We start from the raw sequence: 26,644 nt of genomic DNA, 5'->3' as shown, positions 1-26,644 counted from the left end.
TTGCGCTTATCCAAATCAGCTTCCTGGTAGCTCTTGTCGATTAGTTCCTTGAATTTTGGATTCTCCCAGTCTGGATGGTTGTTTCCACCCGTTTTGTCACGGAACATCTCCAAGAAGTTAATCGGATCGTTGAAGTCAGCTCCCCATTGGAAGCGAATCATGTCAAAATTTCCTTGTGATCTCATATCCCTGTACACTTTGAGCTCTGCTGTATATAACTTCACTTCGACCCCGAGCGTCTTGCGCCATTGATCCTGCAACACTTCTCCTACCTTGCGATTCACATCAGTTGAGTCGAAGGTGTAAGTAACTTCGGGGAAGGATGTCAGGTTAAGCTCCTTCATTCCCTCCGCAAGCAATTGTTTTGCTCTCGCAGCATCCTCCTGGAAATAGCCATCCGGCTTCAAGCCCATGGAGGTAGGTACCCACCCTAAAGCTTTCGGAACTCCTGTTTGTAGCACGTTGTCGATGATTTCCTGGCGGTTGATGGCATAGGCAAAGGCCTGACGGATTTTTTGGTTGGAGAATGGTGGTTTTTGTGTATTAAATACAACCGACTGTGTTCCCGGGTTGTCAGCTACCATTAGTTTTCCTTCGTCCTTCAGCTTTTGGATGGCATCAGGTGGAAGGGTGGATGCAGGATATCCGCCCCAATCCAGCTCGTTGTTTTCGAACATGGAGAAGGCAGTATTGTTGTCATCAATCATGTTAATCTCGATCCGGTCAAGCTTTACATTGTCTTTGTCCCAATAGGTTGGATTTTTTACAAAGACAATTTTTTTCTTATGCTCCCAGCTTTCCATGTTGAATGGGCCATTGCTGACAATGGTTTTGGCTTCGGCAGCCCAGGCTGGATTACTCTCAATTGTTTTCTGGTGAAGAGGGAACAGTGTTGGGAAGAAAGTCAGTTCTCGGAAAAATGGAGTAGGCGATTTAAGCGTAAACTCAACGGTATGATCATCCAGCGCCTTGACACCCACATCCTCTACCTTGCCTTTTCCTGCGTTAAACTCTTCCCCACCCTTTATGTAATAAAGCTGGTAGGCATACTCGGAAGCCGTTTTCGGGTCAAGGTTGCGTTTGATCGAATAGACAAAATCATTGGCGGTGATGGGGTCTCCATTATTCCACTGAAGCCCTTGGCGTATCTTGAATGTAAATTTCGTAAAATCAGGGGAGTTTTCAAAGCTTTCTGCCTGCGCATTCACCAGTTGACCATTCAAATCGTAGCTTGTCAAACCTTCGAAACAGGCATAGATCATATCGAAGGAATCAGCATCTACGGCAATTCCCGGATCAAGTGAAGGCGGCTCACTGTTAATGCTCCAGTGAAGGACCATTGGTTCCGTTTTTGCTTGTTCTGTTGATGGTGCAGAATTAGTGGGGGTCGTTTGTTGGTTTGGTTGAGCTGTCTGGGAAGCTGAACTACATCCCGTCAACGCACTAAGCAGTAATACAAGACTCACGGCGATACCTTTGCCTATTCTCCTCACAAAATCACCTCTTGTTTAAGTATATTAATCAGTGTTTTCAGATTATTGTAAATACTTGTTAGTGTCAACAGAGAAAAGCAAACCGCCCCCTTCAGCAGCAGAGAGCGGTTCCGTCGTTATTCTAATTATTTTAGTACTAAAACCTGTAAATACTACCCCACAGGTGATGATCCTTCCCTGTCTCTTCGTCCGAAAGCTGTACCAGAAATGGCCGCTCGCCTCTCATACGCAGTGTTTCAGCGACGACCCCTTCTCCCTCTGGTTGGCAAAATAATAGATTCCCACCGGGTAAAATCAGCTTCTGGCAAACAGCATTCCACTGCTCATCAAAAAAACGCTCCTGAACATCAAGACCAAACAATTCCTGAAATTCAGCTACTGACTTATTCAAATCACTGACCGCAAACGCAACTGTTTCGAAGCTGAATGCTCCAGCAGGATGATCAGCAATGATCCCGTTCCCGGTCAAATCTACTCTTCTTTCCTCATCACTCTGTTCCCATTCAATCAGAAAGGGCAAGGGTAAAGCTCCGTTCTCTCGATTTAAAAAGAGCATTTTCCACTTGATTACTTTCCCATCGGAGCGTTGTCGTCTTCCCGGGAACGGTCCTTTTACTTGTATTCCCTTGCTTCTCAGGAATTCTGCGGACTGCTCCATATTATCGGTTCGCAGGGCGATCGTTCCAAACCCCTCTGCCCTAGGTAAATCGTTCAACAACTGATCAATCAAACCGTATTCTCTCGCCCCTTCGGCAACTTCCAGATGCTCAAGAGCAAGTAACTCGATATAGCTCAAATCAAAGTAACTCAAGGCGTTGATCGTTCCCCAATTGTCGTGTCGTCCACCAACGATTGCATGCAGTCCGAGTTGATTCAGTCGGGGAACAGCCTTCGCTGGATGATCGTTAACAAAATGAACGAGATGATCAAAAGCAAGTTTCAAGCTGCCCACCCTCCTCATACATCTTCTATGCTACTATTCTCGATCCAATAAAGAAGCTCCGGCAATTCCAGGGTGTGTCATTTCATACGGGTCTAAAATCAAATCGAGTTCTTCTTCTGTCAGTACGTTGTGTTGCAAGCAAAGCTCACGTACTGATTTGCCTGTTAAAATCGCTTCTCTGGCAATCCGTGCAGCCGTTTCATAACCAAGATGCGGATTTACTGCTGTAATTACGCCTACGCTCTTTTCTACATATTCCTTCAGCTTGTCCTCATTTGCCTCGATACCAGCCAGACAGTAATCAGTAAACACACGGAACGCATTGTTCATGATACTGATGGATTGCAGCAAGTTAAAGACAAGGACTGGCTCCATAACATTCAACTCTAGCTGACCTGCTTCCGATGCAAGACAAATCGTATGGTCGTTGCCGATCACCTGAAATGCTACTTGATTAATTAACTCAGGCATAACCGGATTTACTTTTCCCGGCATGATGGATGAACCTGGCTGACGTGCTGGCAATGTAATTTCGCCGAGACCTACACGTGGACCAGAAGCCATTAAGCGCAGGTCGTTTGCGATTTTGGACATATTCATCATGCATACCTTCAGCGCTGCTGATACTTCTGTATACGCATCTGTGTTTTGTGTAGCATCCACGAGATGTTCTGCACCTACTAACGGGAATCCGCTAATCTCTGCAAGGTGTTTCACTACATTTTCAATGTAACGAGGGTCTGCATTTAGCCCTGTACCAACTGCGGTAGCTCCCATGTTTACCTCATATAAATGCTGGCGGGATTGCTTGATTCGCTTGATGTCACGATCCAATACCCGGCTGTAGGCAGCAAATTCTTGTCCAAGGCGAATTGGCACAGCATCCTGCAGATGGGTACGTCCCATTTTGATGACATGGTCAAATTCTTTTGCCTTTTGGACGAATACGCTATGCATGTCCTGCATGGTTACGAGCAGCGTTTCCAATTGGCTCAACGTCGCAATATGAATGGCTGTAGGGAAAACATCGTTAGTTGACTGAGACATATTTACATGGCTGTTCGGGCTTAGTTGAAAATAATTTCCTTTTGTTTCTCCCAATAACTCCAGTGCGCGATTCGCAATCACTTCATTGGCATTCATGTTGATCGAAGTTCCCGCTCCCCCTTGAATCGGGTCAACGATGAATTGATCGTGCCATTTCCCGGCAATGATTTCCTTAGCTGCCGTAATAATCGCCTCTGCCAGACGTGGTTGTAAACGCCCGGTATCCTTATTCGCCAAAGCTGCAGCCTGTTTCACAACGGCTACCGCGTAGATCAGGGATTTATCGAGACGGTAACCCGTTATTGGGAAGTTTTCCGTTGCACGTATTGTCTGAATTCCAAAATACGCATCAACTGGAATTTCCTTTTCTCCGAGAAAATCTTTTTCCGTGCGAAACTCTTGCTTCGTTTCCATACTTCGTCCCAACTTTCATTCGTTATTCATTAGTTTGTTGTGTCGTAATCAATGGTTGTTTCCATCATGGTTTTCACTTCTTGCAGATTGCCAGCCTTCCCTAATGCCCACATCAGCTTCGGTACGATTGCTTCCGTATTCATATCCCCTGAGAGAATAATCAGATCTTGAGCAACCTTTCGTCCGACCTCGTACAATTCCAGCTCTTCTCCCTCTTCCAGGCATTGAGTGGTAATGACAACGGCGATTCCCGAAGTGATCAACTCTTTTACTTTCGGCAAGAGGTCTCTTCCTTGAAAAGGGATTCCGCCATTTCCAAAGCTCTCAATGATCACTCCCTTGTACAAAGGTTTGAGTGCGTCGAACAGCTCTGGCTTCGTACCAGGATGGAGCTTCAAGAGAAAAACATCTGGACAGAGTGACGTATCCAGCTTCAAAGGCTTGTTGCTCCTGATTGGCTTTGGTCTCACATACTTCACTTCTGAATGGTTGATATGAGCAACATACGGGTGATTGATGCTTTCAAATGCGTCATAGCTTTTTGTTCTCATTTTCACTGCTCTAGTTCCTCGAATGACCCTTCCGTCGAAAACGACGAACACGCCACCGATATCTTCACAGGCAAATCGCAAGGCATCCATTACATTTCGCTTGGCATCCGTTTTCTTCATATTGATCGGAACCTGGGAACCAGTGATTACGACAGGCTTACCTAAATTTTGCAGCATATACGAAAGCGCAGCCGAGGTATATGCCATCGTATCGGTTCCATGGGTAATCACAAAACCGTCATATCGATCATAGTCCTTATCGATCGATTCTGCAATTTCAATCCATGATTCTGGTTGCATATTGGTAGAGTCTATATTCATGAGTAGCTTGCCTTCCACATGGTACTTCTGGGTATCTGCGTGAAAGTACTTCATTAATTCCTGGTCATTCAACCCTGGTGCAAGCCCTTCTTCCCCTTGCACTGATGCAATTGTTCCTCCAGTAGCCAACAAAAGTAACCTTTTCATTTTCGCACCTCTGTTTCGTCACTGTTGTACGCTAAAAGCGACTTTTATGGTTATTATAGTAATGAATACAGGTTTATTCAAGGTGAATTTACGCGTTATGCGAACTTTTTCGTTTCAGCATGGCGACCCAGATGATATAATAGGTTGCAAATAAGGGGGAGCAATGAATGGATTTAGACAGACTGACGAATTTGAGAAAAAGCAAACGCTGGTCTATCCAGTATACGGCTGATCGACTCGGAATCGCAAAAAGCACCTATGCCGGCTATGAATCAGGCTATCGGGAACCACCGTTGGAAGCGATCAAAATGTTAGCCGATCTGTTTGAAACATCTGTTGATTTTTTGCTGGGCAGAGTAGATGAGCAAATAGAGTTAACCGAATACGATACAACGCATTTGGCAGTTGATGGGAAGTTGCTCTCCAAAAAAGAGGTGCTTCAAATGATTGCCTTTATCCGAACCATTCGTGAAATGGAAAGAACCGAGCTACAAAATCCGTAGATCGGTTCTTTTCTCTTTACAAAATCCCTCTGGTAATCTTCGTTAATGCCTCATTTACATCAAATATCTTGGCACGTATATCAGTAATGCCAAACGATTGCAGACGTGGCATGTGCTCTTCAAGATACCTTTCACAAGCTGCTTGATCAACAAACAGGTAGATACCGCCTGATTCTTTGGTCTGTTCGTTTTCCGCCCAGATTTTCCAGAGCAAGCCTTCTTTATGGCTGATCATGTTAGCCAAGCCCTCGAATTCTGCTGCCATTTGTTGTCCCCACGGACCTTCCATTTTGAAATCAATCTGCAACAGCTTTTGTGTCATCCGATATCCTTCCTTTCTATGCGATCTCTACATTTTCTAACCGTGTTTGTAACGATGTAAAATCATGCTTTTCAAGTACTTGTTCAGCTACACTGATCACTTTTTGGAAAAATGCTTCCGGTGCACTTCGTTTCATGCCCGTTAACAGTTGAGTTCGCTCCTGCATATTCATCGCGGGTAACATGTAAAACAGAAAATCCAACATCACATCAGGTGGTACAGCCTTGTGCATGGATAAAGAAATGTCCATTAGCTGCTCTGTGCCAGATAATTTTCTAAGTGTATCCATCAGTTCCTTCTCTTCTGTCTCCATGTGGTTCCAATACAAGGCAAGAAACTGGTTCAGAGATTGGATAAAGGAAAAAGTGTGTATTTTTCGCTCGGCAGCATCCATTGACACCAACTTAGTTAATCGGTTGTTTAAATCGATTAGCAAGTCTTCTGATGCCTGATGTTCCTTCTCCAACTTCCCGGCAACAGTTGAATCCAGTTGGTCGATAAATGGTTGGACAAAAGCGTCCTCATTTTCTGCATGAAATTCCAGGAGTGCATATACCTTTTTCCACTCAGCCTCAAACGCTTGAACATCAGCATCATTTTCCATGTCTAGCGAGCCAGCCTGAAAGGAGAGTCTGCTCAGCGCATGGCGAAGTCCCTTGTGTACGGGAGTAAATAAACAGATGGGTTGATTCATTTTCCAATTACCTCCTAGTTATCTATGACTCGAGTGTATAGGGAGGCAAAAAAAATGAGAAGGATGATAATCATCACCCCCCCCTCATCTATCCTATTAGATTTTTGAACCGTTTAGCAGGAAAGCGTAGAAAAAGTGTTGTTCCCTTCCCCGGTTCCGAATCAACAATTCCAATCATTCCGCCATGCTTTTTCATGACGTTGAAGCAATAGCTCAGACCAAGTCCGTAATTCGTCGAGTATTTCTTCGTGGTAAAGTACGGATCAAAAATACGCTCGATTTGCTCTTTGGGTATGCCCATTCCGTTGTCCTTGACTTCGATAATCAGGTCCTTCTTCAGCAGGTAAGTTGTGATTTGCAGTTTTCCTTCTTGTTCGTGCATGGCTTCAATCGCATTGAGGCCAATGTTGTGGAGTACTTCACGGACATGCAAAACATCGCAAGTAAGCTGTCCATTAACCTGCAGGTTTTTCACGATCTGGATGCGGTCTTTTTCGATGGACAGCCATTTGGAGCAGGCAAAATCCAGTAATGCTCCGAGTGAAGCTTCTGATTCAATAAGGACAATATCTTCTGCTCGCTCCTTGACCCGTTTCACCATGCCATCCAGGTGATCAGAAATGGTATGGATCTCATCCAGCATTCGGTGGACCTGCGCTTTATCATCACGATCCAGCAACTGTTTGGCTCTTTCCTGAAGGTAATTCAGCTTTTGGACTTCATTTTTGATCGTGTGGTTGAGGATTTCTGCCCCTGCCGAGAGTGTCTTCATCGAGGAATCGTACTTTTGATTTTCGATTTGCAGTTTAATTCCCCATATTCCCACAACTACCCCATTCAGCACAGTAACGAGGATTAGCAACGTAAAGATGAGATAATGCCGTTCCCAAACCCCATCAGCAACTACTAAGAATTGAGCGGTATTTACGGTTACTGATTGAATGGTAACCATATCATAGTAGGCAGCGATGATGGTTGCCACGTAGATCAATACATAAAACAACCTCCGAGGGTTCCTCTGGTTGTAATCCTTGCCGTACCCGATGAATAACAAAAGACATCCAGCCAAAATATAAATTCCTGATATCCATTTGCTATCCATCGGATTGATCACGGTCGGTACCACAAAATCAAACTGTCCTGAGCTAACAAATTGAAATACAGGCGGTAGCAGGAGCAGGGCAGACATTATTTTTACCAGACGCTCGTGCAAAAAATTTGAGAAATTCAACGTATTCATGAGAAAGGAATAGGCAATAAAGTACCAATAAAAAAGTAAAAATCCTACACTAGCTGTGTTCAAGATGGAAAGCAGATTCGGTACTTCCCACCCCATTCGCAAAATCCCCGGAACCATGTAAAGCTGAATGGCGCAACTAAGGCTATAGCTGCCTCCCGTAAAACAGAGCAATCCATTCCAGCGGGCATATGCATCCTTGTTGTTTAGTACGGAAATAAAGCCTGTTCCCCATGAAAGGAGCCATACCAAGACAAAATAGATAGGGATCACCTCTCATCTGTGAGCTTCTTTTTGATATTTTTCAATTGAGTCTTAATCGTATTCACAGACTTGTGCAGCTTCTCTGAAATTTGCGTTTTACTAAGCCCTTTATTCTTCAGCTTGTAAACTTCCTTTTCCGACTGAGAAAGCACGGTAAGCTGCATTTCCCGCACGATTGTCGATGCGGCATCGGAATGAATGGAGAATTTGCCTGTGTATGCATCTCGAATCGCTTGCAAAATATCTGAATAGCTTGATTTGGAAAGAAAGTTGATAGCACCACTTTGAAAAGACCGCACAATCACGTCCTCATCATCAATTGAGGTCAGCATGATAATCTGAGGTTTACGAGAGTGGGTCGTCATACGAGAGAGCTCACGGGCTACATCCAAACCATCCAGATGGTTTTCTGTCAGATTGATATCGACGAGGATGACATCTGCCTGTTTCCCTGCCAGTTGCGAATGAGCCTCTTTTCCGTTCGCTGCGACACCCAACACTTCTATGTCCTCTTCAAGGCACAAATCTTCTGATAGGCGAGCTTGCCAGAAAGGGTCATCTTCAATAATCATGACCTTGATCGCAGTACTCAATGTGCCAGCACCTCACTTCCTCCAGGTCTAAAAATCCCATCTAATCCCAATTATACAAAATAAAATTCTGTACGGCATCAGCGCGTGAATCTGGACGTGAGTCGGCCACTTGGATTTAATAAAATCAACCAAATTTTTACGAGTTCAACAATATGATCAACGTGAACGTACCTAACAAAAAGCACAGCGGAGTGAACAGCTTGGTATCGTACCTGGCAAATGTGGAATGCTTATATTTTTTGAAAATACCTACCCAGTGAAATTCTCCAATGACCCTTCCATAAAATGCGACCACCATCGCCCAGCAAAACCAACTTGCTATCCACTCCGGTATTGATGCATGTAAAACACTCGCTCGAATGAGCAGCATGACTGAGGCGATCCACAACAGGATTGCAACGAATGCTGTACCAGCAATGGTTGGTTTGAACAATGGAATATTGTCTTTTGTGGGGATCGCTGCGGCTGCTCCCTTCTTCCCTCCGAAAATCCAATAGACATGGATAGAGCCAATGACCACCAGACATAAGCTTACCAATACAGCCAGGAAGAAAATCATACAAACATCTCCTTCAATGAATGATATGCGAGTAGATGAGAGCTACCTGTCGCTCTGTCTCCCTTTCGTTTAACTGATCATACTTGGTGCGCTCAAACCACCCAAGGTAGTAGTGATAGATCATCTCGGACTTCTCTCTTGCCAACTGCTCAGTGAAACCCTTGAACTGTAATAGCTCCGCAAAATAATTGATCCGTTTTTCTTCTATGGTTAGGAGAACATTTTTATAGCTTTGATCTCGCTGGCCTAATCTTCTGAGGTAAAAGTGCAAATCGTTGTCTTGTCTTTTCGAAAACATCGTCGTAAGCAGGATTTTTATCTTTTCGTCTACTGATTCATTTTTTTCAACTGTGGTTATCACTTGCGCTGTTGCTCTTTCTTGCCAGTAGCCAATGATCTTCTGGATAAAGCTCTCGCGATTGCTGAAATACCAGTAAAAGCTGCTTTTGCTGCACTTTAATTGCTTTGCCATCTTCTCAATGACTAGTGCTTCTTCGCCCCCTACTGAAAAATATTCGACTCCTAACTGTATCCACTGTTCTTCTGTCACAACCACTTTTGGCATCTCTATCTGCACCTCATTTTCTGTACGAAACCGTACATAAATAATACCATTCAGTAAATTGCTTTGAACATATCTGTACGTCATCGTACACAAAAATTATATATTTACACATTTCCGTATCACCTGTTCCATTTGTCCAACACAACTTGGCTCCGCTTTGCATTTATCTAGTAAGAGAACCATTTACGAAGATTAGACATGCGTTTCCTTAAAAATATCCACGAAAAGAGATGAGAGCCTAATGTCCCATTCGAAAGGCAAACTTACGATCATTTTTGCGAAAGGCAAAAAAAGAATCATTGCTAAAGCTCCCCTAGATGGGAAAAGAAGAATTGTGCTGATCATTAATAACCAGTTCACCAATGCACCCAACACGACACAAATTGCTAGTGGAGCAGGACGAAATAGCGCTGCAGGAAACAATGCAGCCATCGATTCCTCAAATACACAACAGCAACAAAGCGTTGGAGCTGACGGGAAGGCAAAAAATCTCGGGATGAGGGGAAAACAGTCACAACCAGACAAGAAGCACAAAAAACATCTGGATGAAGAAGTCGTAATCGTGATCAACAATCAGGTGGTCAAGCGCAAAAATCGGGGTACGACCGCTTCTGCCACACAAGTAGCTAGTGGCAGCGGCAAAGACAGCACTGGAGGAACAAATTCTGCTATCGGAAGCTCTAATACCAAGCAGCAGCATGCGGTTGGGGGCAGCAGAGGGAGTCGTGCGATTAACAAGGGGATGAATAGCAAGCAAAAAGAATTTCGAAAAAAACGACGTAGAGCTTCTAGAAAAAAAGGGCTCTATAGACACTAATACCAAAGGCATTGATTTTCTACATTCTTAGAGAATCAATGCCTTTTTGCGAGTTGCTAAATCGATTAGTTCTATATGTTTTATTGGATCGAGGATTAGTTGCTTATTCCTCTACTTTGAGAGTAAGCTCTAACACCTTGTTGTTCCCGAGAGTCTTCACGATCCTCACAAGCTCTTCTGTAACGATCGTTCCTTCTGCAGCGAGCAATGTGCCATCCAGATCATAAAAATCGGATTGGATTGTTTCGCCAACCAGCTCGTCCAATCCAAAGCCAGCGAATTCTTGTTCCACAACTGTGTCCATTTCAAGTTCAGCAATTTCCTTTTCCACAACTGCTGCACTTTCATTTACTGCATCCTGTTCCAGTTGTTTCGCTGGGAACAGGCTTTGGTAGAATTCATCTTCCTTCATCAGATGATTCTCGCTACCATCTGCGACAATCGTAATTTCTTTACCAAAGGTGATAATCTCCTTTTCAGGCAGAACCATTTTTTCTCCGTCTGCTCTATCTATGTAACAACCGAGAATTTTCCCAGACTCTTCACAGAAGACATACTCGTTGATTTGACCAAGCATGTTCCCCTTTTTCGTGATAATACGAGTATTCTTGATTTGAATGTTTTTAGGCAACAACTCATTTGCAATAGGAATATCCGTTATATCGATAATCGATCTTTCCGACTCTATTGTGACCGAATAGTCCCCTAAGCCTTCTACCAGTTTAAACGGTATTGCTTTAATTCCAAAATCCCATTGCTCCCCCTGAACCACAAGGAACTCAATGCTGCGCAAGTCTGGATTGATGACAAAGTTTTTAACGATCCCCATCTCTAAACCACTCATAATCGTGATGATTGGCTTGCCCAAAATCTCTTTGCTCTGTTTCATTCTTAACTCTCCTTTACTTACTTTCAGCAACAGCCATTGAAAGACTATCATCTTTGGCCTGACGACGGATTATTTCAGGAATTAATGAATATGATAAGTGCTGCTTCTGTTCCGTCTCCAATAGATGCATAAGTACTTTTAAATAGGTAATCTGCTGATTAATCCCATCATAGTTACTTTCATATTTTCCAATCGGTAAGTGATCCATTAATTTTTTCAACTGCTTGATGCTATGTTCATACATGCCCATTTCATTAAGAATGGTAACAGATTGATACGTAAGCATTTTGCGAGCTGCCCACGGAGGATCAAGTTGCAGAGCTTCGTCGATATCCGTATAAGCTTGAGAATACTCTTTCCGTTCCAAAGCTTCAACAGCAGCCTGATAATGCTTCTGGATTTGCTCAAGTTTGAAGGCAGCCTCAGCCTCTTTTGTAATCGTGTTCGTTGACACGATTTCCGCTTCAATCTCCGTCTCTATTTCCGCTTCAATCTCTGACTCTACTTCCGTTTCAATCTCCGGCTCTATTTCCGCTTCAATCTCCGTCTCTATTTCCGCTTCAATCTCTGACTCTACTTCCGCTTCAATCTCTGACTCTACTTCCGCTTCAATCTCCGTCTCTATTTCCGCTTCAATCTCCGTCTCTACTTCCGCTTCAATCTCCGTCTCTACTTCCGCTTCAATCTCCGTCTCTATTTCCGCTTCAATCTCCGGTTCACACTCGATTGCAACTGCAGCTTCCTTCAAACTCAAGTGAACTTGTTCCTCTGCCTTATCAACGTCTGGACCATTGTCAGTACCAAGAGTAAAAATCGGTGTATGGGGTTTCAATACCCTTTCCACTTGTCGTTCCAGTTCCCGATCTTCTCTTATTCGGCTGAAAATCAACATGCTTAGAAAGACAATCAAGAATACAGTCATCATGGAGATTGTCCATCCTAACCCGAGCATCTCAAGGCTAACTGGCATTAGAAAACCTAATGAAACTAAAGTTACGAGAGCAATCAATGTGGTCCCAAAGGTCATCTGAAGTTGTCTGCGGATAAAAAACAAAGCGAACAACGTAACCACATTATACAAAAGAAGGAATCCAGGCACGTTTAGTGGGTACATAAAATCACCTTTAATTAGACGTCATCTGATTGTCGTCAGTATTTTTCGACATAATTTTACAGTTTTCTAATTAATCTTGATATGGGTAATTAGACCTTCTTCATAAGCAGCTATTTATTTTGAAATGAACATGATAAAACGAGAGATTCCCGCATAAAACAATATATTTTTGTGGTTTTATACAAAAATAAGAGAATAATTATGCTTAAAACATAATTATTCTCTGAGATAAAAGTCCTAGACAACCAAACATGTTATATTTTTGAATAATACTAATCTAGCAGAGAAACGCAAGTAATGCCTGGTTAAATTCTTCTGCCCTCTCCTGTGTGACGATATGTCTCGCTTCCGGTATCACCACCAGTTGAGACCCTTTGATCTCCTGATGAAGATACTCACTGCATGCCAACGGTGTAGTAAGGTCACCTTCTCCAACTACGATGAGTACGGGAACATTGATAGCAGCGAGCACATCCCGGCTGTCCGCATTGACTGAGGCGATCATGGAAGCATGATACGCTTTTAGGTCGTTTGCAGCAATGATCTGTTTCGCATTTTCGATTAACTCAGCTGGAGCATTCTCGGTAAAAGAGCGTTTGGCTATCAGCTCTGCCAATTCAACCATTTTTCCTTGGTCGATGTATGCCAATCTGCTCTCGATACTCACCCGCTTGATATCTTCGGCAAAGTAGGAGAATGTTGCAGCCAGCACCAGACTGAGTACTTTCCCCGGGTATGCGCGATAAAATGCCTGGGCTACAGCACCACCCATGGACAACCCGACAAGGTGCGCTTTTTCAATGGAAAGCAATTCTAACAGATGGTTCAGGTCATCTGCATATGTAGCAATCGTTACTTCTTCCTCGGACCATCCTGACTCTCCATGACCTCGCATATCATACGTAAGCACTCGGTAGCCATTCTTGATCAAATCTTCTTTTTGCCACTTCCACTCTTCCAGTCTTTGACCAAGACCGTGAATAAGCACAACATCAGGGCCTTCGCCTTCCAACTCGTAACGCATTGTGATTCTCTGATTGGACACGTTCTATTTCGCCCCTCTCCGATTAGCTTTCACTGTCTCGCAAAAAATGCACGATTTTTTCATACACTTCCTCTGCTTTTTCAATGTGTGGGGAGTGGCCTGCATCGGCTACGATGTACTCTTCATACGTGCCACCGTTGTTTTTATAGTTCTCCAAGACAAATCTGATCTGCTTTACCATCGGTTGAGGGGGATAGGTCTCTTCACCAGGCCAACCCGGTACAAATCCCTGTTGTCCCAAAAAGCCAAAATCAAAGAACGAATGATCAGAAACAATGGAGTCATCTGCCCCTCGGATCCAAAGAACGGGAGGCTTCGGTTCTATTCCAGAAAAACCTGATACATTAAAATACTGAGGTGAAATGGCATTGTTGATCCCCTGTGTACCCGGACATACCTGAGGCCACTCTTCACAAGTCTGAAAAGTACCTGGATAAAGACCATCTCCCACCTTGGTTGACAGCATGGAAGTGATGAAATTCTCTTCTCTGTCGGGAGTGACCGTAAATGGCGGTTTAAAGTAGAAGGCATTCATGACATTTCGAGGGCTATTGGGATTGTCAGAAGTTCGGTCTGCACTTTGTAAAAGCTGCACAAAAACCGGATTGGCCGTACCTCCGCCTGAGCCTGCGTAACTCGCATGGCAAGGCGTTCCTTCTTCACCTTTAGTTCCCCCAAAACCAAACGGAGAGATGGGGTTGATCAGAGTGAGTGAGGCGACTGACTCGGGGTGATCGATGGAATATTGCATTGCCACACCACCCCCCAGAGACCATCCGACAAGATGAACCTTGCTTTCAATCCCCAATTCTATCAAGAGTTCTCGCAGATCATCGGACCAATCACGTACCCCGCGAGTCGCATCGATTTCCTTTGCCTCAGTTTCACCGTATCCTCTCAGGTCGGGAGCAATTACTCGAAAAGAAGAAGAGAGCCTTTCTACCGTCTCATCCCAAAACAAATTGGAAGAAACATTACCATGAACCAACAAGACTGTTTGTTTTGCAGGATCTCCTGCTTCGAGATATGAAGTTTGTACTCTACTCGTTTGTACCCGTTTTTTCACGCTTCCCATTGTCATCTGCCTTCGCTCCTTTATATCGGACGATATTCTTCGAGCTGCCTGCACCTGTAGAAGCTGTCCATATAGTTACTATATTCATAATCAAAAGGTCATTACCCTTTTTATGGAAAGCAAAAATTCCAAATAAAAAACCACCTTTTTCAGGTGGCCTGCCTTTAATCGACTTAACTTAACTTTACTTCCCTTCTTTTCTCCGCTTGGTAACACTTTCTCCGCCAATGCCCCAATTGTCCGTATTGACTTCGTCGATAACAACAACGGTGGTTTGCGGGTTTTTTCCAAGTACATCGACTAAAAGCTGTGTAACGCCCTCGATCAATTGTTCTTTTTTCTCAGCGGTTACGTTCTCATTTGTAATTTTGATGTTTACATATGGCATGCTTGTTTCCACCTTTCCCTTGTTCAAGTTAGTTTTATTTTAATTTGATCAGAATGCCCAATTCCCAATGGGATAACTAACGCGCCTAGAAGCACGATCGATGCGGCACCGAACAAAGCTGTGTCATAGCTGTTTTCTACTGCGATTAATAGTCCCGCTACACTTGGTCCGATCATTTGACCCAGTCCGTAAAACGTCGTCAAGAGCCCAATGATCTTGCGGCTATCCTTGGGATACATGTCTTTGGCAAATGACAATGTGATTGTCGTAATCCCCATAAACGTTGCTCCAAACAAAACGGCACCCAGTAACAGGGCAAAAGCAGATGGAGCAATCACGGGAATGGCAATTCCGAATGATTGCAAAAGCATCGCCAAGCTTAACGTCCACTTCTTTCCCCATCTCGTTGCCAGAAACGACCATGCAACACAGGAGGGAGCTGCGGCAATTCCAACCCATATCCAGCTCGATGTAGCGATATTGGCAATGTCTGAGCTTTCCTTGGCGTACGCTGCCAGATACGTACCCGTAACGATGTACCCCAATCCTTCCAGCCCATAAGCGACCGCCAAGCAGATCAGGATTCTTTTGACAGGTGCTGACGAATCACCGTGAAATGCCTGTTGTATATTCCTGCTCGTTTGTCTGCGATTAAGCAAAGCGTAACATGAGAACAAGCCCAGCACCAGACCGACAAGCCCGAGACCTTTCCACGCTCCCATCCATTGGCCCTCTTCGGCAAGCACTGGAACCATCAAGCCAGTCAGCAAGATCCCCAGCCCAACGCCACCATAAAAAACACCAGTTTGAATCTCTGATACATGCTCCACGACAATACTGGCGGCAACAACAAACACGATCGCACTTGCCACGCCTGACAAAAATCTCAGCAATAGCCATGCTTCCATACTCTGAAATCCACCCATCCCCCAAGTCGTCGCTACGCTGACTATGATTCCACCAATTAGCAGCCATGTCCTGTTTTTGGGCCGGATGACGGTCAAACCAAGAGCTCCTACCAAATAACCAAGATAATTACTGGATGCGAGATAGCCTGCTCCTGCTGCAGTGAACAGATGGCTGTCCATCATCAATGGCAATATCGGAGTGAAAGCAAATCGCCCTATCCCCATTGCAACGATAAGTGCTGCCATTCCACCTAATAAGAAAAGGATTGGATTGCTTTTCAATGGAAATTCACCCCCTGCCAATCAACTTCTTTTGCTCTACTTTATGGTACTACGCCTATTGCTATCATGTATAATACGAATTAATGATGTGACGTATATCGTTTTCAGATACCAATTCACTACGAGTATAGTTAAAAGGAGGCCAATATGGATTTTCACCTGCTCAAAGTTTTCTTTACAACCGCAAACGAAGGGAGTCTTTCCAAGGCTGCCCAGAAGTTAAACTACGCTCAATCGAATGTGACGAATAAAATTCAGCAGTTGGAAGCCGATCTGCAAACACAACTATTTTACCGCCATAACCGGGGTATTACTCTTACCCCCTCTGGCATGACGCTTGTCCCCTATGCTGAAAAAATACTGCATTCCATTCATGAAGCCAGACTTGCGGTCAGCAACTCGTCCGTACCATCTGGACCGCTCACCATCGGTTCCATGGAGACCACTGCTGCAGTTCGACTTCCCATGCTTTTAACCAGGTACCATGAACAGTGTCCTGAAGTGGATTTTTCGTTAATAACAGGTCCCACCGAACAGCACCTGCAAAGCGTTCTTCACTATGAACTGAACGGGGCATTCGTCGCTGGCCCTGTGGAGCATCCGGATATCCTCCAGGAAAAGGTCATCGATGAGGAGCTTGTCATCGTCACTCCTGCTTCTCATCCGCCGATTGTTTCGATTAGTGAATTGAATTTGCGCACCCTGTTGGTTTTTCGCAGCGGCTGCTCCTATCGGGCCAAATTGCAGCAACTGTTGCACGAGCACGGCGTACTGCCTGTAAAAATGATGGAATTCGGCACACTGGAGACAATCATTGGCTGTGTCAGCGCCGGACTAGGCATCTCTCTTTTACCTCATTCGATCGTGGCCAAATCAGAGCAGCAAGGTCTTATCAGGTGCCATATTCCTGAGAAGTCTCTTCTCGTCACAACCGTATTCATCCGTCGCAAGGATGCCCTCATCACAACGGCTTTTGAGGCTTTTCTAGTAAAAATGCGGTCTTATTTTGGTGAGCTTAATACTGCGAAATAAAAGAAGAAGAACACAACTCAGTCGAGTTGTGTTCTTTTGATCCAGAAGCTGTTGAGAAATATCGTCTGAAATCCCAGCTTCAGCATGTTGTTGTGGCTGGTCGTACCAAATTCCACATCCGTATAGATTTGAGCCAGCCCCATCTTTTTGACTTCATTCATTCGATGGATGACTAATGCCGACTGACAACCTCTCCCCCTGAATTGCGGAATTGTATAGTCATTGGCAATATATCCGGCATCGCCGCTCAAAAACAATGAGCCCATACCAGCCGCTTCATCTCCGACATAGGCGAGATAGTTTTGGAAATGCGGCTGATAAAAGTAAGCTTTCTTCTTGTCGATGATTTCCTGATCAACCCCGCCCATGGACTGGCTAATCATATCCATTAACACATCTACATTTTCTGCTGTCACTGCAACGATACTGAGGTCGTGGGTATGCTCATCTTTCCATTGCGGTTGCCATTGTAAAAATGCCAACTGCTCTGCACTCACATAGCCTCGATCAAACAAGGCCTTCGCCACTTCTTCATTTAGATGATTTGGTGTCATGTCGAAGCAGGGAGTCAGGCTTTCCTTGTGATATACATCCAAAATCTCGTCCAGGTTGTTCAGATCATTCATTCCAAACCCTTTGATTCGGTTGTAATAAATTGACTGTGGGCTATTGGCATCGATGAGTAACGCACAATCCCCCAGCTTCTTTACTTGCAGATTTTTCTCAACTGCTGAAAGTGCTCGTCTGGCATTAAAAACAGTTAACTCCTGCTCCATCTGTTCAATTCTTTCTACTTGCTTTAACAAATCATTCCTCGACATGTACATCCTCCACTATCAAATGATCGGCTGCGTTATGACTATTTACCAATTGTATCATTTATTGCCAACTCACGGCTTGCATTTTCTACTGGATGAACGATGCTTATCTACACTTCTATATTCAATCCTCCTCCGTTAACATGGAGAATCTGACCCGTCATATAGCTGGAATCATCTGATGCCAGATAGACATAAGCCGGTGCTACTTCAAATGGCTGGCCTGCCCGCTTCATCGGTGTGTTCAGACCAAAAGTGATGAGTCGATCTACTGGAAAGGTTGCTGAGATGAAGGGCGTCCAGATCGGGCCTGGCGCAACTCCATTCACTCTGATTCCCTGCTTTACCAGAGACATCGCTAGGGAGCGTGTAAATGATACCACAGCGCCTTTCGTTGCCGAGTAAGCCAGCAGCTCCTTGATGCCTTCGTAGGCTGCAACAGAAGCCGTATTGATAATTGCACTGCCTGCCTGAAGATAAGGGAGGGCCGCTTTTGTCATAAAAAAATACGAATAGATATTCGTTCGAAACGTATCTTCCAGTTGTTGCTCCGAGACATCAAGGATACTCATCTGTGGAAATTGAACAGCGCTATTATTGACAACGATGTCGATATGTCCAAAGGTATCGATGGTTTGTTCAATGACATCGGATGAGGATTTTTCTTCCCGCAAATCACACGGAATGGCAATGCACCTTCTCCCCCATTGACGGATGAGGTATTGGGTCTCCACAGCGTCCTTGTGCTCATCGAAATAAGCAATCGTTACATCTGCCCCTTCCTTTGCAAAAGCGATGGCAACTGCACGTCCAATCCCACTATCCCCACCCGTAACAACTGCGACTTTGTTAAGCAGCTTGTTCGCCCTCCGATAGCCGGGGTTTTGAGAAATTGGGCGCGGAATCACCAGATACTCCAAACCAGGCTGTCTGTCCTGCTGTTGAGGCGGGAACGTAATGGGGCTTGTTTGGCATTCCGTGCGATAGGAGTAATATGGATAAACAGGATACATCTCTTTCCTCCTGCAAATTTTTACCACATTCTATTCCTGGGTGTTTGTTGGCGTGCACGTTAATTGTGTTCCCTTTTTGCATGGGCTAATAATGCTTTAGCTGCAAGTTGAGGGTGGCTTATGGGAAAGTGATGACCCACGTCAAGTTGTTCCACCTCAATGTGTGAGTGAGCGAGCAGCTCTTCAATCCCTCTCGATAGACGATACATCTTATCTCGTGATCCCCAGATCACACGTGTAGGAAGCCCAGATGACCGCCCCCATTCCATACCATTAAAATCATTCATGAAAAAGGCAAGGACTTCCTTATGGGTCTTCCTGATCCGAGGTGATTGCATGAGATTATGCACTTTTTCTAAGTATTGAGGCGGAATTTCATTTTTCGACTGAAAGACACCCTGATCCAAAAATACAGTTTCCAGGCGGCTTGGCGTAAATTGCTTTTGTAAAATCGTCTCAAACAAAGCAGGGATTTTTCCCAATTGTACGTGCAAAGCAGGATACTTAGGTGCATGCAGAGGGGGTTGTAAAAGATACAGATTTTCAATTTTGTCTGGCACTCGCTTCGCAACCTCGTTTGCCAAATAACCGCCAAATGAATGGCCAACCAGGTTGATGGGAGAAGGCAGCTCCTGAATTGCTTTCACCACAGATTGGATATAGCCCTCCATTTTACCCGCTTCCTGATGGTGATAAGGCGATCGACCAAAGCCTGGCAAATCCAACAGCCAAACCGTATCATCTTCCATGTGTTCGGCAAGTGGAATCAGATCGCTCATTTCACTGAAAAGCCCGTGCAAAAGCACCCATGTCTTCCCTTTTCCTTCTTTTTTATAGGCGGCCAAGTCCCCTATCCTTTCTCTCTGAAACGGGAGTGGTACTCGGGTTTGTCCGGCAGATAACCGGTAATCCAAATCGGCTACGACTCTCGGAAGAAAAGTAGTTGTATCATACACGCCAATCCCTTTTTGTCCGATGATTTGCTGGAAAGGATGCAAGGGATATTCCTTCTCCACGATAAAGTCCATTGAATTTGCAGGAACACCCATAACTTTACTGCCACCCAAACGAAGAAGTGTTTTCAACCAGGTTAGCGGCACTCGGATCTTCGGTGCTTTCATTCGCAATTCTTTTGCCAACAGTTGAATGAACTCAGGAAAGGATAGGGTGGTGTCTCGTCCATGTAAGGCATAGTACGTTTGATGGCTGCTTTGCTCAGATTCAACAATCCCAACGAGAAGAATAGCCAGATCATCTACTGCGATTAACGGCAGCCACCACTCTTTGCCCCATGGAAGGACAGGAAATTTCCCACGTCGCATTGAGCTTACCACCAGCCCCAATCCGTCTGTTTGCTCGGTGCTTCCTGTGTGACGTGGCCCGACTACTGTACTTGGATTCACGACAATCAGCGGCAAATCTGAACGAGAGGACTCTTGCCTGAGTAATAAATCGGCGAGAAATTTATACTTTTCATAGCCCCCAGCATGATCGAAGTCCTCATTTTTTTCAAACACATCGGTAGTGAGCTGCCCGCTTTCATCCCCATATGGGCTCATGTATCCGACAATATGAATTAGCTTTTGCAAGTTTTTTTGCTCATGGATCTCTTTAGCCACTGCCAACAGACGATTCGTCCCCTCTAGGATCACTTCCCTTGCCAGCGATTCCTCTAATGTGATATCCATCGGTACCCCCGCATGGATGATGATGTTAGCCTCCAGTACTTGCTGGTAATCAATTTGCGACAATCCCAGTCGTTCCTTCCGCAAATCCCCGATCAAAGCAATGCAGTTACCTTTTTCCTCTGAGGACAAAGTCGAAAGAAACTGATTCCATTTCTCCAGCGAACGAACCAAAGCCAGCACCATATGACCACTTTTCACTAGCTGGTTCACCATCTCCTTGCCAATAAAACCGGTTGCACCTGTTACAAATACCTTTGCCATTACCCTTTTCCCCACCTTTTAGTACTGTTTGGTACTAATTTGTTGTAAAAAAAGACTACACTTTCAGTAAGTGTAGAAATGTATTCCCAGCGTTAATTAGAACAGTCGAATCTCCTTGCGCCTCAGCGAGCATGATGGACCCTTCAAGAACGGTAACGAGGAGTGTTGCCGTTTGGAAAATCGATATATCTGCTTTGAATTCCCCTTGAGCTATTCCTTCGGACAATAGTTTTTCAGCTATCTTTTTCATTTCCTCAAGAAAAAGGTTGATCCTCATCTTGATATCGGGCACATTCGCAGAAAGTAATGAGAATACCGGGCACCCGCCTACACAGGACCGCCCCTCCAGCTCTGCAGCAAGAGTGGTAAAGATACGTTTTATCCGCTCGGCAACCGTAAGCTCTCGGGAGTGTAAGATGGCACCCAGTGTGTCTTGCAGCAAGTTCATGCGATGAGCCAAAACAGCTCCTGTCAGTTCCTCCTTACTTTTGAAATGGTAGTAAATGTTTGATTTCGATACTCCGCTTTTGGCTACAACGTCATCCATACTGGTGTTCGCGAGCCCTTTTTGCAAAAATAAATCGGACGCCGTGGTTATAATTTGGATACGGTTCGATGATCGCTTCATAATTAGTACTATATAGTCCTAAAAGTGGATTGTCAATGGCTGTAAACCTACAATTTAAAGGTTCCGATCAAGGTTTGCAGATCTTCCGCCATCTTGGACATGGAATTAGCGGATGTGGCGATCTCCTCCATGGCTGCAAATTGCTCTTGGGCAGCCGCTGATATGTTCTGCGTTCCAGATGCAGCTTGATACGCTACTTCCGTAACCTGACTGATCGCCTGATGAACTTGATTGGTACTTGCGAGCATTTCCTCGGCTGCGGCTGAAACTTCCTGAATCTGTCTGGCAACCACAATCACAGACTCCTGGATTTGTTCAAAAGATTCACCAGCCGTGTTCACTACGTCAATTCCTTCGAGAACTTCCCGTGTAGCTGTCCCCATTGATTCAACAGCCTTGCTCGTCTCGCCCTGGATATGAGCGATCAATTGTGAGATCTGCTGGGAAGAGCCTACGGATTGTTCGGCAAGCTTACGGACCTCGTCTGCGACTACAGCAAATCCTCTTCCGTGTTCCCCTGCCCGTGCCGCTTCGATAGCTGCATTCAAAGCAAGCAGGTTGGTCTGTGCCGAAATACTTGTAATCACTTCTGTAATCTTACCAATTTCCTGAGATCGCTCACCCAATATCTTGATGACTTCTGCCAGTTTATTCACGGTCGAGTTAATAGATTTCATTTGTTGAACGGCTGTTTGAATGGCGTCATTTCCTACTACTGCTTTCTCGGATGTCAGGTTTGCAGATACGGAAACACCCTGTGCCGTAGCGGCAATTTGCTTGACGCCTGTGGCCAGGTTCTCCATTGCTTGCGAGCTTTCTTCAATACTTTGAACCTGTTTATCAGAACCAGCCGCTACCTCCTGAATCGTGTCTGCAATTTGAGCGCTTGATTTACTGGTTTGCTCTGCGCTTGCTGTTAATTCTTCTGCAGAAGCTGATACTTGTTCCATACTTTTGCTGACTTGCTGAATCACGTTTCGTAGGTTGGATACCATCTGATTGAAGGAGTGGCTCAATAACCCGATTTCATCATGTGTGTGTACCTTGATTTCATCTACCGTCAAATCTCCCTCGGCAATTCTCTGGGATGTTTGGGCGAGTGAGATAATCGGCTTGATCATTTTGGATACAACCAGGTAAAAAACAATCCCGGAGACGATAAGAAAAATCGTAATTAACAGGAGAAGGCCCTTCGTTTCATTCCAGGCTTTATCGTTAATTTTGGACACTTCAAAATCCACGGCATATAAGGCGATAACTTGACCATCCATGTCAATAATCGGATAAAAGGATGTGATCCAGGTTCCCACATCGTCGGTATAGATGGGTGTTATCTGACTGGTCTTTGTATCATAAGCCCTTTGGGCTGGCTCGTTAAAAGTGGGGCCACCCGTGGTGTACTCCGAACCAAAGGTAAGATCTCCATCCATGGCAGACGTACTTAACGTAGGAAAATAATAACGCCCATCTTTTATGGTAACGAGATAGAGATTCCCGAGATTTGCGTTGGATGTTTGCATGATTTCATCCATCTGTTTGTGCATCTCGATGACATCCGGATTGGACCCGTCCGGTTTTTCCACCACTGATTTGACTTTATCCATATCGAGGTTTTCAGCGAGCATCACAGAGTAGGCATGTAATTGTGTATACATGGAATCCAGGTTGCTCGTTTTGATTTTGGAATAAGAGACAAACATCGCCGACAATCCAAAGAAAACTAGAATGAGAAAACTAATCAGCATCATCTTTACACGAATGGATACCTTTACTTGATTCATTACAATCCTCCTGCCGTACCGTTCCATTAGAGTACAACCACACTCGCCTGTGATATTTATCACGGCTGCATAGTTAATAGATTAGATTATAATGAGAAATTTGACATTATTCAACAAACTTTCCCAAGTCCAAATTGGTTTCATCTGGTGCAGGGATTGGCAAAAATATGCACTATACAAGGTGTTCAATTTCGTTACCTACTCTTTTTCGATAATAACAATCCCTTGTGATAGTACTCTTTCATTATTTCTGACGGCACCATATTTCCACCTGTAGCCCAAATAATATGTGTGCTTTGACTCAATTTCGAACCAAGATGATTAGTGGCTATAAATTGCTTACCTTCCTCTGATCCAACCAGTTTCACAGGACCCGGCATTCCTGCCAATGCAGAAGGCTCAAGGTTAATGTTTTCACTATCGGCCAGTGCTTGTAATAATACAAAGAGTAAATCATCTTCAACGGTATAAATTCCACTAATCAAGGATTCAACGGTCTTTCCAACAAAACGAGAAGGTCTGCCTACTGCGAGTCCGTCTGCCTCAGTCTTGTTATCGATACCAAAATCCTGCACGCACACTTGGTCATGCAGTCCGGTTACTAAACCTAACAGCATGCATGGAGAGTGGGTTGGTTCCGCAAAGAAAGGATGTACGTGATCCTTGTACACAACTTTCAAACCAAACGTAATACCGCCTGGCCCTCCACCTACACCACACGGGAGATATACGAATAAAGGATGATCTTGATCTACAATGATCCCTAAGGCATCCAGTTGTTTCTTCAGTCTTTTGGCTGCAACAGCGTATCCTAGAAACAGATGTTTGGAATTCTCATCATCAATGAAATAGCAGTTTGGATCTGCTTCTGCTTGCTTTCTTCCCTCTTCAACTGCTTTGCTATAGTCTGACGTATACTCAATGACTGTAACGCCTTTCTTTCTAAGCAAGTCTTTTTTCCACTGTTTTGCATCTGCTGACATATGCACCGTAACCTGAAATCCCATTCTTGCACTCATGATACCGATGCTTAGCCCAAGATTGCCAGTTGATCCGACTGCAATGGAAAACTGAGAGAAAAAATCACGAAACTTTTCGGAGTCGAGAATCTCATAGGAATCAACAACTGTAAGCATGTTATGTGCAAACGCCAGATCCTCTGCATGCTTGAGCACTTCATAGATTCCGCCTCTTGCTTTTACTGATCCAGAGATGGGAAGATGACTGTCACATTTCATCAACAGTCTCCCAGGAATCTCTTGGTTATATCTGTTCTCCAAAAATCGTTGCATTTTAGGTATAGGCACAATGGGTGATTCAATAATGCCGTTAGTCACACTTGTTTCCGGAAATACCTTCGACAAGTAGGGGGCAAAGCGCAATAATCGATCTTCCGCATCTTTCACGTCTTCTTCTCCCAAAGAAAACTTCTTCCGAATGCCGTATGCCGGGTTCGACCAAAACACACTTTTGGTTGTAACCATATCTTCTAACAGGGGATATTCCGCAATCCATTGCCCGATCATTTTTCCTGCGATTTGCTTCACTTTTCTCATATCGTTCTCCCCTTACTGTACCTATTCCAGTCCATACAGCATAATAACCAGTTTGCATTCTACCATTCTTCTCCTTTGATAACCTGCTGTTGCCAAGCTTAAAAAACAACATCACCCGAATCTATCGGATGATGCCGTTTTCCCATATCAAGCGCCCATCTGCCCTAACGATTTCACCAACAGAAGGAAGCAGAATATCCGCTAAATCTTTCAATTCATTCGGACCACTTACTCCAGATAGCACTCCAACCGCAAGACCAGCAGATCCATTTCGGGCGAGCAAAAGATCGACAACTGTATCCCCAACCACCGCTACTTCTGTCGTATGAAATTGATATTTTTGACAAAATGCATTCAGCATACACGGGTCTGGCTTTTTGTCATAGTGATCGGATGTTCCAATAAATTCAAAATATTGATTGATTCCTAAACTTTCCAAACAATAAATCGTAGATTCCCAATCGTCTGCCGTGGCAATTCCTACCTTAATTCCTAGGTGATGGAGCTGTTCAAAAAGCTTTGTCAAATCGGCAGTCGGCTTCACTTCAACAGCGCTTGATTTGGTCAAGTCATACAATTTATGAGGAATCCAGGTCTCCAACTTCTCGATCCTCTCAGACGACACATTCTTGCCCTGAAGCAAGCCCAAAAAAGCTTCATAAATATCTTTGGATGTACCACTGGCGAGAATTCCTTTTGGATCTACCCGGTTTTCTCGCAATCCGATCACCTTCAACAGTTCTTCTTCTAGCGAGTGATCATCTGATAGACCCAATTCTTCTAATAAGTGTGTGACCAGTTGTTTGGCAACTGGAACAAAAAAAGCATGAAAATCTAGTAACGTACCATCCTTGTCAAAAAGGATACCTTTAATCTGACTCACTATAGCTGCCTCCACTCTACTCGGTTCCTGTTGTTATCCATCCAATATTTTCTACATGCTCTTTCCATGCTGATGGGATCTCTTGATCACAAACAATCATATCAACCCCGTTAAGGGAAGAAATATTGCAAAACGCTTCAATTCCAATCTTCGAATGATCCACGATAATAATCGCTTCTTTTGCCACTTCCATCATTTTTTGGGAGATTGCCGCTTCTTCTACCTCATACTCAGTAATCCCTGATAAAGCAATACCACCCGGTGAAATAAACGCTTTGTTCACCTTAAACAGGTCTAGCATTTTTGCGCATAACGCTCCTCTAGCTGAATGCTGCTCCACGTTTAACTCTCCGCCTAACAGAATCACTTTTCCATTGAAGAGTCCTTGATTCAGTGAATCCATCAAGACATTTGCTGTGGGAAGTGAATTGGTTAATACGGTGAGGTTGTTAATACCACGGATTGCTTGAGCCATTTCCAAGATCGTGGTACCGCCTCCCATTACAATCGTATCTCCATTTTGTAGCAATTGTACTGCTCGTTTGGCAATTTTTTGCTTGGACTCCATCTGAATGCTTTGCCTTTGCACAAATGGTGGCTCTCCAAATTCAAAATTGCTTTTAACTGCTCCGCCATGTACTCGCCTTAAAAAGCCTTCCTTTTCTAATAGATCAAGATCACGACGAATCGTTTCCATAGACACATCAAACAATCTGGCTAAATCGGCGGCGTTCACCCTTCCTTTCGCCTGCAATTGATCCAGAATTGTTTTTTTTCTCTCAACGGCCAGCATTGACATCGAGACTCACCTTC

At 44.3% G+C, this 26,644-nt stretch carries 27 protein-coding genes; 3 read left to right on the top strand and 24 right to left on the bottom strand.

Translation table 11 applies throughout. The annotated features are described in order from the left end of the window. From ACPW7N_RS21660 to ACPW7N_RS21645, 4 genes are all read right to left on the bottom strand, one after another. A partial coding sequence (locus tag ACPW7N_RS21660) for a peptide ABC transporter substrate-binding protein (RefSeq protein ID WP_425653394.1) occupies positions 1 to 1,340 on the bottom strand: 1,340 nt, incomplete at its 3' end. A 289-nt stretch (positions 1,341 to 1,629) separates the two neighbouring features. Further along, the gene (locus tag ACPW7N_RS21655) at positions 1,630 to 2,436 is read right to left on the bottom strand and encodes a VOC family protein (RefSeq protein ID WP_425653391.1); all 807 of its coding nucleotides are present in this window, start codon (positions 2,434 to 2,436) and stop codon (positions 1,630 to 1,632) included. Positions 2,437 to 2,469: 33 nt separating this feature from the next. Continuing rightward, a complete protein-coding gene (gene aspA, locus ACPW7N_RS21650; RefSeq protein WP_425653390.1) occupies positions 2,470 to 3,897 on the bottom strand; it encodes an aspartate ammonia-lyase in 1,428 nt (475 codons plus the stop codon). 29 nt (positions 3,898 to 3,926) lie between these two features. Beyond that, a complete protein-coding gene (locus ACPW7N_RS21645; protein WP_425653389.1) occupies positions 3,927 to 4,916 on the bottom strand; it encodes an asparaginase in 990 nt (329 codons plus the stop codon). Positions 4,917 to 5,083: 167 nt separating this feature from the next. On the opposite strand from ACPW7N_RS21645, the gene ACPW7N_RS21640 reads away from it, so the two are divergent. Then, positions 5,084 to 5,419 (top strand): helix-turn-helix domain-containing protein, encoded by a 336-nt coding sequence (locus ACPW7N_RS21640; RefSeq protein ID WP_425653388.1) that lies wholly within the window; start codon positions 5,084 to 5,086, stop codon positions 5,417 to 5,419. A 16-nt stretch (positions 5,420 to 5,435) separates the two neighbouring features. Here the strand turns inward: ACPW7N_RS21640 and ACPW7N_RS21635 are convergent, their stop codons facing one another. The 6 genes from ACPW7N_RS21635 to ACPW7N_RS21610 all read right to left on the bottom strand — a co-directional run bounded on the left by ACPW7N_RS21635 (position 5,436) and on the right by ACPW7N_RS21610 (position 9,653). Beyond that, the gene (locus ACPW7N_RS21635) at positions 5,436 to 5,741 is read right to left on the bottom strand and encodes a monooxygenase (RefSeq protein WP_425653387.1); all 306 of its coding nucleotides are present in this window, start codon (positions 5,739 to 5,741) and stop codon (positions 5,436 to 5,438) included. A 16-nt stretch (positions 5,742 to 5,757) separates the two neighbouring features. Continuing rightward, positions 5,758 to 6,435 carry a hemerythrin domain-containing protein gene (locus tag ACPW7N_RS21630; protein WP_425653386.1) on the bottom strand — a complete coding sequence of 226 codons (678 nt, stop codon included), beginning with the start codon at positions 6,433 to 6,435 and terminating at the stop codon, positions 5,758 to 5,760. Between the two features lie 88 nt (positions 6,436 to 6,523). Beyond that, positions 6,524 to 7,945: an ATP-binding protein gene (locus ACPW7N_RS21625; RefSeq protein ID WP_425653384.1), complete on the bottom strand. Its 1,422-nt coding sequence runs from the start codon at positions 7,943 to 7,945 to the stop codon at positions 6,524 to 6,526. After that, positions 7,942 to 8,529: a response regulator transcription factor gene (locus ACPW7N_RS21620; RefSeq protein WP_425653383.1), complete on the bottom strand. Its 588-nt coding sequence runs from the start codon at positions 8,527 to 8,529 to the stop codon at positions 7,942 to 7,944. Before ACPW7N_RS21620 ends, ACPW7N_RS21625 begins: the two co-directional genes overlap by 4 nt. 136 nt (positions 8,530 to 8,665) lie before the next feature. Beyond that, positions 8,666 to 9,088 carry a DUF3995 domain-containing protein gene (locus tag ACPW7N_RS21615; RefSeq protein ID WP_425653381.1) on the bottom strand — a complete coding sequence of 141 codons (423 nt, stop codon included), beginning with the start codon at positions 9,086 to 9,088 and terminating at the stop codon, positions 8,666 to 8,668. Positions 9,089 to 9,101: 13 nt separating this feature from the next. Then, positions 9,102 to 9,653, bottom strand: a complete 552-nt coding sequence (locus ACPW7N_RS21610) for a TetR/AcrR family transcriptional regulator (RefSeq protein ID WP_425653380.1) — start codon at positions 9,651 to 9,653, stop codon at positions 9,102 to 9,104. A gap of 241 nt (positions 9,654 to 9,894) precedes the next feature. Between ACPW7N_RS21610 and ACPW7N_RS21605 the strand changes: the two genes are divergently transcribed. Next, complete coding sequence (locus ACPW7N_RS21605) at positions 9,895 to 10,470, top strand: hypothetical protein (protein ID WP_425653379.1); 576 nt, start codon at positions 9,895 to 9,897, stop codon at positions 10,468 to 10,470. 103 nt (positions 10,471 to 10,573) lie between these two features. Here the strand turns inward: ACPW7N_RS21605 and ACPW7N_RS21600 are convergent, their stop codons facing one another. From ACPW7N_RS21600 to ACPW7N_RS21575, 6 genes are all read right to left on the bottom strand, one after another. Then, on the bottom strand, positions 10,574 to 11,359 hold the full coding sequence (locus ACPW7N_RS21600) for a PRC-barrel domain-containing protein (RefSeq protein WP_425653378.1): 786 nt from the start codon (positions 11,357 to 11,359) through the stop codon (positions 10,574 to 10,576). A 13-nt stretch (positions 11,360 to 11,372) separates the two neighbouring features. Further along, positions 11,373 to 12,473, bottom strand: coding sequence for a hypothetical protein (locus tag ACPW7N_RS21595; RefSeq protein ID WP_425653377.1), 1,101 nt, complete (start codon positions 12,471 to 12,473; stop codon positions 11,373 to 11,375). A 277-nt stretch (positions 12,474 to 12,750) separates the two neighbouring features. Next, the gene (locus ACPW7N_RS21590) at positions 12,751 to 13,518 is read right to left on the bottom strand and encodes an alpha/beta fold hydrolase (RefSeq protein WP_425653375.1); all 768 of its coding nucleotides are present in this window, start codon (positions 13,516 to 13,518) and stop codon (positions 12,751 to 12,753) included. 22 nt (positions 13,519 to 13,540) lie between these two features. Then, complete coding sequence (locus ACPW7N_RS21585) at positions 13,541 to 14,599, bottom strand: alpha/beta hydrolase (RefSeq protein ID WP_425653374.1); 1,059 nt, start codon at positions 14,597 to 14,599, stop codon at positions 13,541 to 13,543. 178 nt (positions 14,600 to 14,777) lie between these two features. Further along, positions 14,778 to 14,981 (bottom strand): 2-hydroxymuconate tautomerase family protein, encoded by a 204-nt coding sequence (locus ACPW7N_RS21580; RefSeq protein WP_425653373.1) that lies wholly within the window; start codon positions 14,979 to 14,981, stop codon positions 14,778 to 14,780. A gap of 23 nt (positions 14,982 to 15,004) precedes the next feature. Continuing rightward, entirely contained in the window at positions 15,005 to 16,171 is a 1,167-nt protein-coding gene (locus tag ACPW7N_RS21575; RefSeq protein WP_425653372.1) for a YbfB/YjiJ family MFS transporter, read from the bottom strand. Between the two features lie 147 nt (positions 16,172 to 16,318). Here ACPW7N_RS21575 and ACPW7N_RS21570 point away from each other — a divergent pair, with 147 nt between their 5' ends. Further along, complete coding sequence (locus tag ACPW7N_RS21570; protein ID WP_425653371.1) at positions 16,319 to 17,203, top strand: LysR family transcriptional regulator; 885 nt, start codon at positions 16,319 to 16,321, stop codon at positions 17,201 to 17,203. 17 nt (positions 17,204 to 17,220) lie between these two features. On the opposite strand, the gene ACPW7N_RS21565 is transcribed toward ACPW7N_RS21570, so the two are convergent. The 8 genes from ACPW7N_RS21565 to ACPW7N_RS21530 all read right to left on the bottom strand — a co-directional run bounded on the left by ACPW7N_RS21565 (position 17,221) and on the right by ACPW7N_RS21530 (position 26,630). Continuing rightward, entirely contained in the window at positions 17,221 to 18,024 is an 804-nt protein-coding gene (locus ACPW7N_RS21565) for a GNAT family N-acetyltransferase (RefSeq protein WP_425653369.1), read from the bottom strand. 107 nt (positions 18,025 to 18,131) lie between these two features. Continuing rightward, a complete protein-coding gene (locus ACPW7N_RS21560) occupies positions 18,132 to 19,034 on the bottom strand; it encodes an SDR family oxidoreductase (RefSeq protein ID WP_425653368.1) in 903 nt (300 codons plus the stop codon). A 59-nt stretch (positions 19,035 to 19,093) separates the two neighbouring features. Continuing rightward, complete coding sequence (locus tag ACPW7N_RS21555) at positions 19,094 to 20,983, bottom strand: alpha/beta fold hydrolase (RefSeq protein WP_425653367.1); 1,890 nt, start codon at positions 20,981 to 20,983, stop codon at positions 19,094 to 19,096. Positions 20,984 to 21,038: 55 nt separating this feature from the next. Further along, positions 21,039 to 21,611, bottom strand: a complete 573-nt coding sequence (locus ACPW7N_RS21550) for a TetR/AcrR family transcriptional regulator (RefSeq protein ID WP_425653366.1) — start codon at positions 21,609 to 21,611, stop codon at positions 21,039 to 21,041. Positions 21,612 to 21,658: 47 nt separating this feature from the next. Then, entirely contained in the window at positions 21,659 to 23,392 is a 1,734-nt protein-coding gene (locus tag ACPW7N_RS21545) for a methyl-accepting chemotaxis protein (RefSeq protein ID WP_425653364.1), read from the bottom strand. Positions 23,393 to 23,586: 194 nt separating this feature from the next. Further along, complete coding sequence (locus ACPW7N_RS21540) at positions 23,587 to 24,948, bottom strand: D-serine ammonia-lyase (protein WP_425653363.1); 1,362 nt, start codon at positions 24,946 to 24,948, stop codon at positions 23,587 to 23,589. Positions 24,949 to 25,069: 121 nt separating this feature from the next. Then, positions 25,070 to 25,831, bottom strand: a complete 762-nt coding sequence (locus ACPW7N_RS21535; RefSeq protein ID WP_425653362.1) for an HAD family hydrolase — start codon at positions 25,829 to 25,831, stop codon at positions 25,070 to 25,072. Positions 25,832 to 25,847: 16 nt separating this feature from the next. Beyond that, on the bottom strand, positions 25,848 to 26,630 hold the full coding sequence (locus ACPW7N_RS21530; protein ID WP_425653361.1) for a DeoR/GlpR family DNA-binding transcription regulator: 783 nt from the start codon (positions 26,628 to 26,630) through the stop codon (positions 25,848 to 25,850). Positions 26,631 to 26,644 lie beyond the last annotated feature (14 nt).

The organism is Brevibacillus nigriterrae, assembly GCF_049846925.1.
Classification (GTDB): Bacteria; Bacillota; Bacilli; order Brevibacillales; family Brevibacillaceae; genus Brevibacillus_H.
Note: the sequence above shows the minus strand (reverse complement) of the source record. Positions and strands in the feature narration are given on the sequence as shown.

Coding starts and splice junctions, on each gene's coding strand:
- ACPW7N_RS21560 (WP_425653368.1), bottom strand. CDS start 19,034: ATGTATCCTGTTTATCCATATTACTCCTATCGCACGGAATGCCAAACA.
- ACPW7N_RS21585 (WP_425653374.1), bottom strand. CDS start 14,599: ATGACAATGGGAAGCGTGAAAAAACGGGTACAAACGAGTAGAGTACAA.
- ACPW7N_RS21565 (WP_425653369.1), bottom strand. CDS start 18,024: ATGTCGAGGAATGATTTGTTAAAGCAAGTAGAAAGAATTGAACAGATG.
- ACPW7N_RS21610 (WP_425653380.1), bottom strand. CDS start 9,653: ATGCCAAAAGTGGTTGTGACAGAAGAACAGTGGATACAGTTAGGAGTC.
- ACPW7N_RS21600 (WP_425653378.1), bottom strand. CDS start 11,359: ATGAAACAGAGCAAAGAGATTTTGGGCAAGCCAATCATCACGATTATG.
- ACPW7N_RS21530 (WP_425653361.1), bottom strand. CDS start 26,630: ATGTCAATGCTGGCCGTTGAGAGAAAAAAAACAATTCTGGATCAATTG.
- ACPW7N_RS21570 (WP_425653371.1), top strand. CDS start 16,319: ATGGATTTTCACCTGCTCAAAGTTTTCTTTACAACCGCAAACGAAGGG.
- aspA (WP_425653390.1), bottom strand. CDS start 3,897: ATGGAAACGAAGCAAGAGTTTCGCACGGAAAAAGATTTTCTCGGAGAA.
- ACPW7N_RS21640 (WP_425653388.1), top strand. CDS start 5,084: ATGGATTTAGACAGACTGACGAATTTGAGAAAAAGCAAACGCTGGTCT.
- ACPW7N_RS21630 (WP_425653386.1), bottom strand. CDS start 6,435: ATGAATCAACCCATCTGTTTATTTACTCCCGTACACAAGGGACTTCGC.
- ACPW7N_RS21580 (WP_425653373.1), bottom strand. CDS start 14,981: ATGCCATATGTAAACATCAAAATTACAAATGAGAACGTAACCGCTGAG.
- ACPW7N_RS21545 (WP_425653364.1), bottom strand. CDS start 23,392: ATGAATCAAGTAAAGGTATCCATTCGTGTAAAGATGATGCTGATTAGT.
- ACPW7N_RS21615 (WP_425653381.1), bottom strand. CDS start 9,088: ATGATTTTCTTCCTGGCTGTATTGGTAAGCTTATGTCTGGTGGTCATT.
- ACPW7N_RS21595 (WP_425653377.1), bottom strand. CDS start 12,473: ATGTACCCACTAAACGTGCCTGGATTCCTTCTTTTGTATAATGTGGTT.
- ACPW7N_RS21540 (WP_425653363.1), bottom strand. CDS start 24,948: ATGAGAAAAGTGAAGCAAATCGCAGGAAAAATGATCGGGCAATGGATT.
- ACPW7N_RS21555 (WP_425653367.1), bottom strand. CDS start 20,983: ATGGCAAAGGTATTTGTAACAGGTGCAACCGGTTTTATTGGCAAGGAG.
- ACPW7N_RS21550 (WP_425653366.1), bottom strand. CDS start 21,611: ATGAAGCGATCATCGAACCGTATCCAAATTATAACCACGGCGTCCGAT.
- ACPW7N_RS21635 (WP_425653387.1), bottom strand. CDS start 5,741: ATGACACAAAAGCTGTTGCAGATTGATTTCAAAATGGAAGGTCCGTGG.
- ACPW7N_RS21645 (WP_425653389.1), bottom strand. CDS start 4,916: ATGAAAAGGTTACTTTTGTTGGCTACTGGAGGAACAATTGCATCAGTG.
- ACPW7N_RS21605 (WP_425653379.1), top strand. CDS start 9,895: ATGTCCCATTCGAAAGGCAAACTTACGATCATTTTTGCGAAAGGCAAA.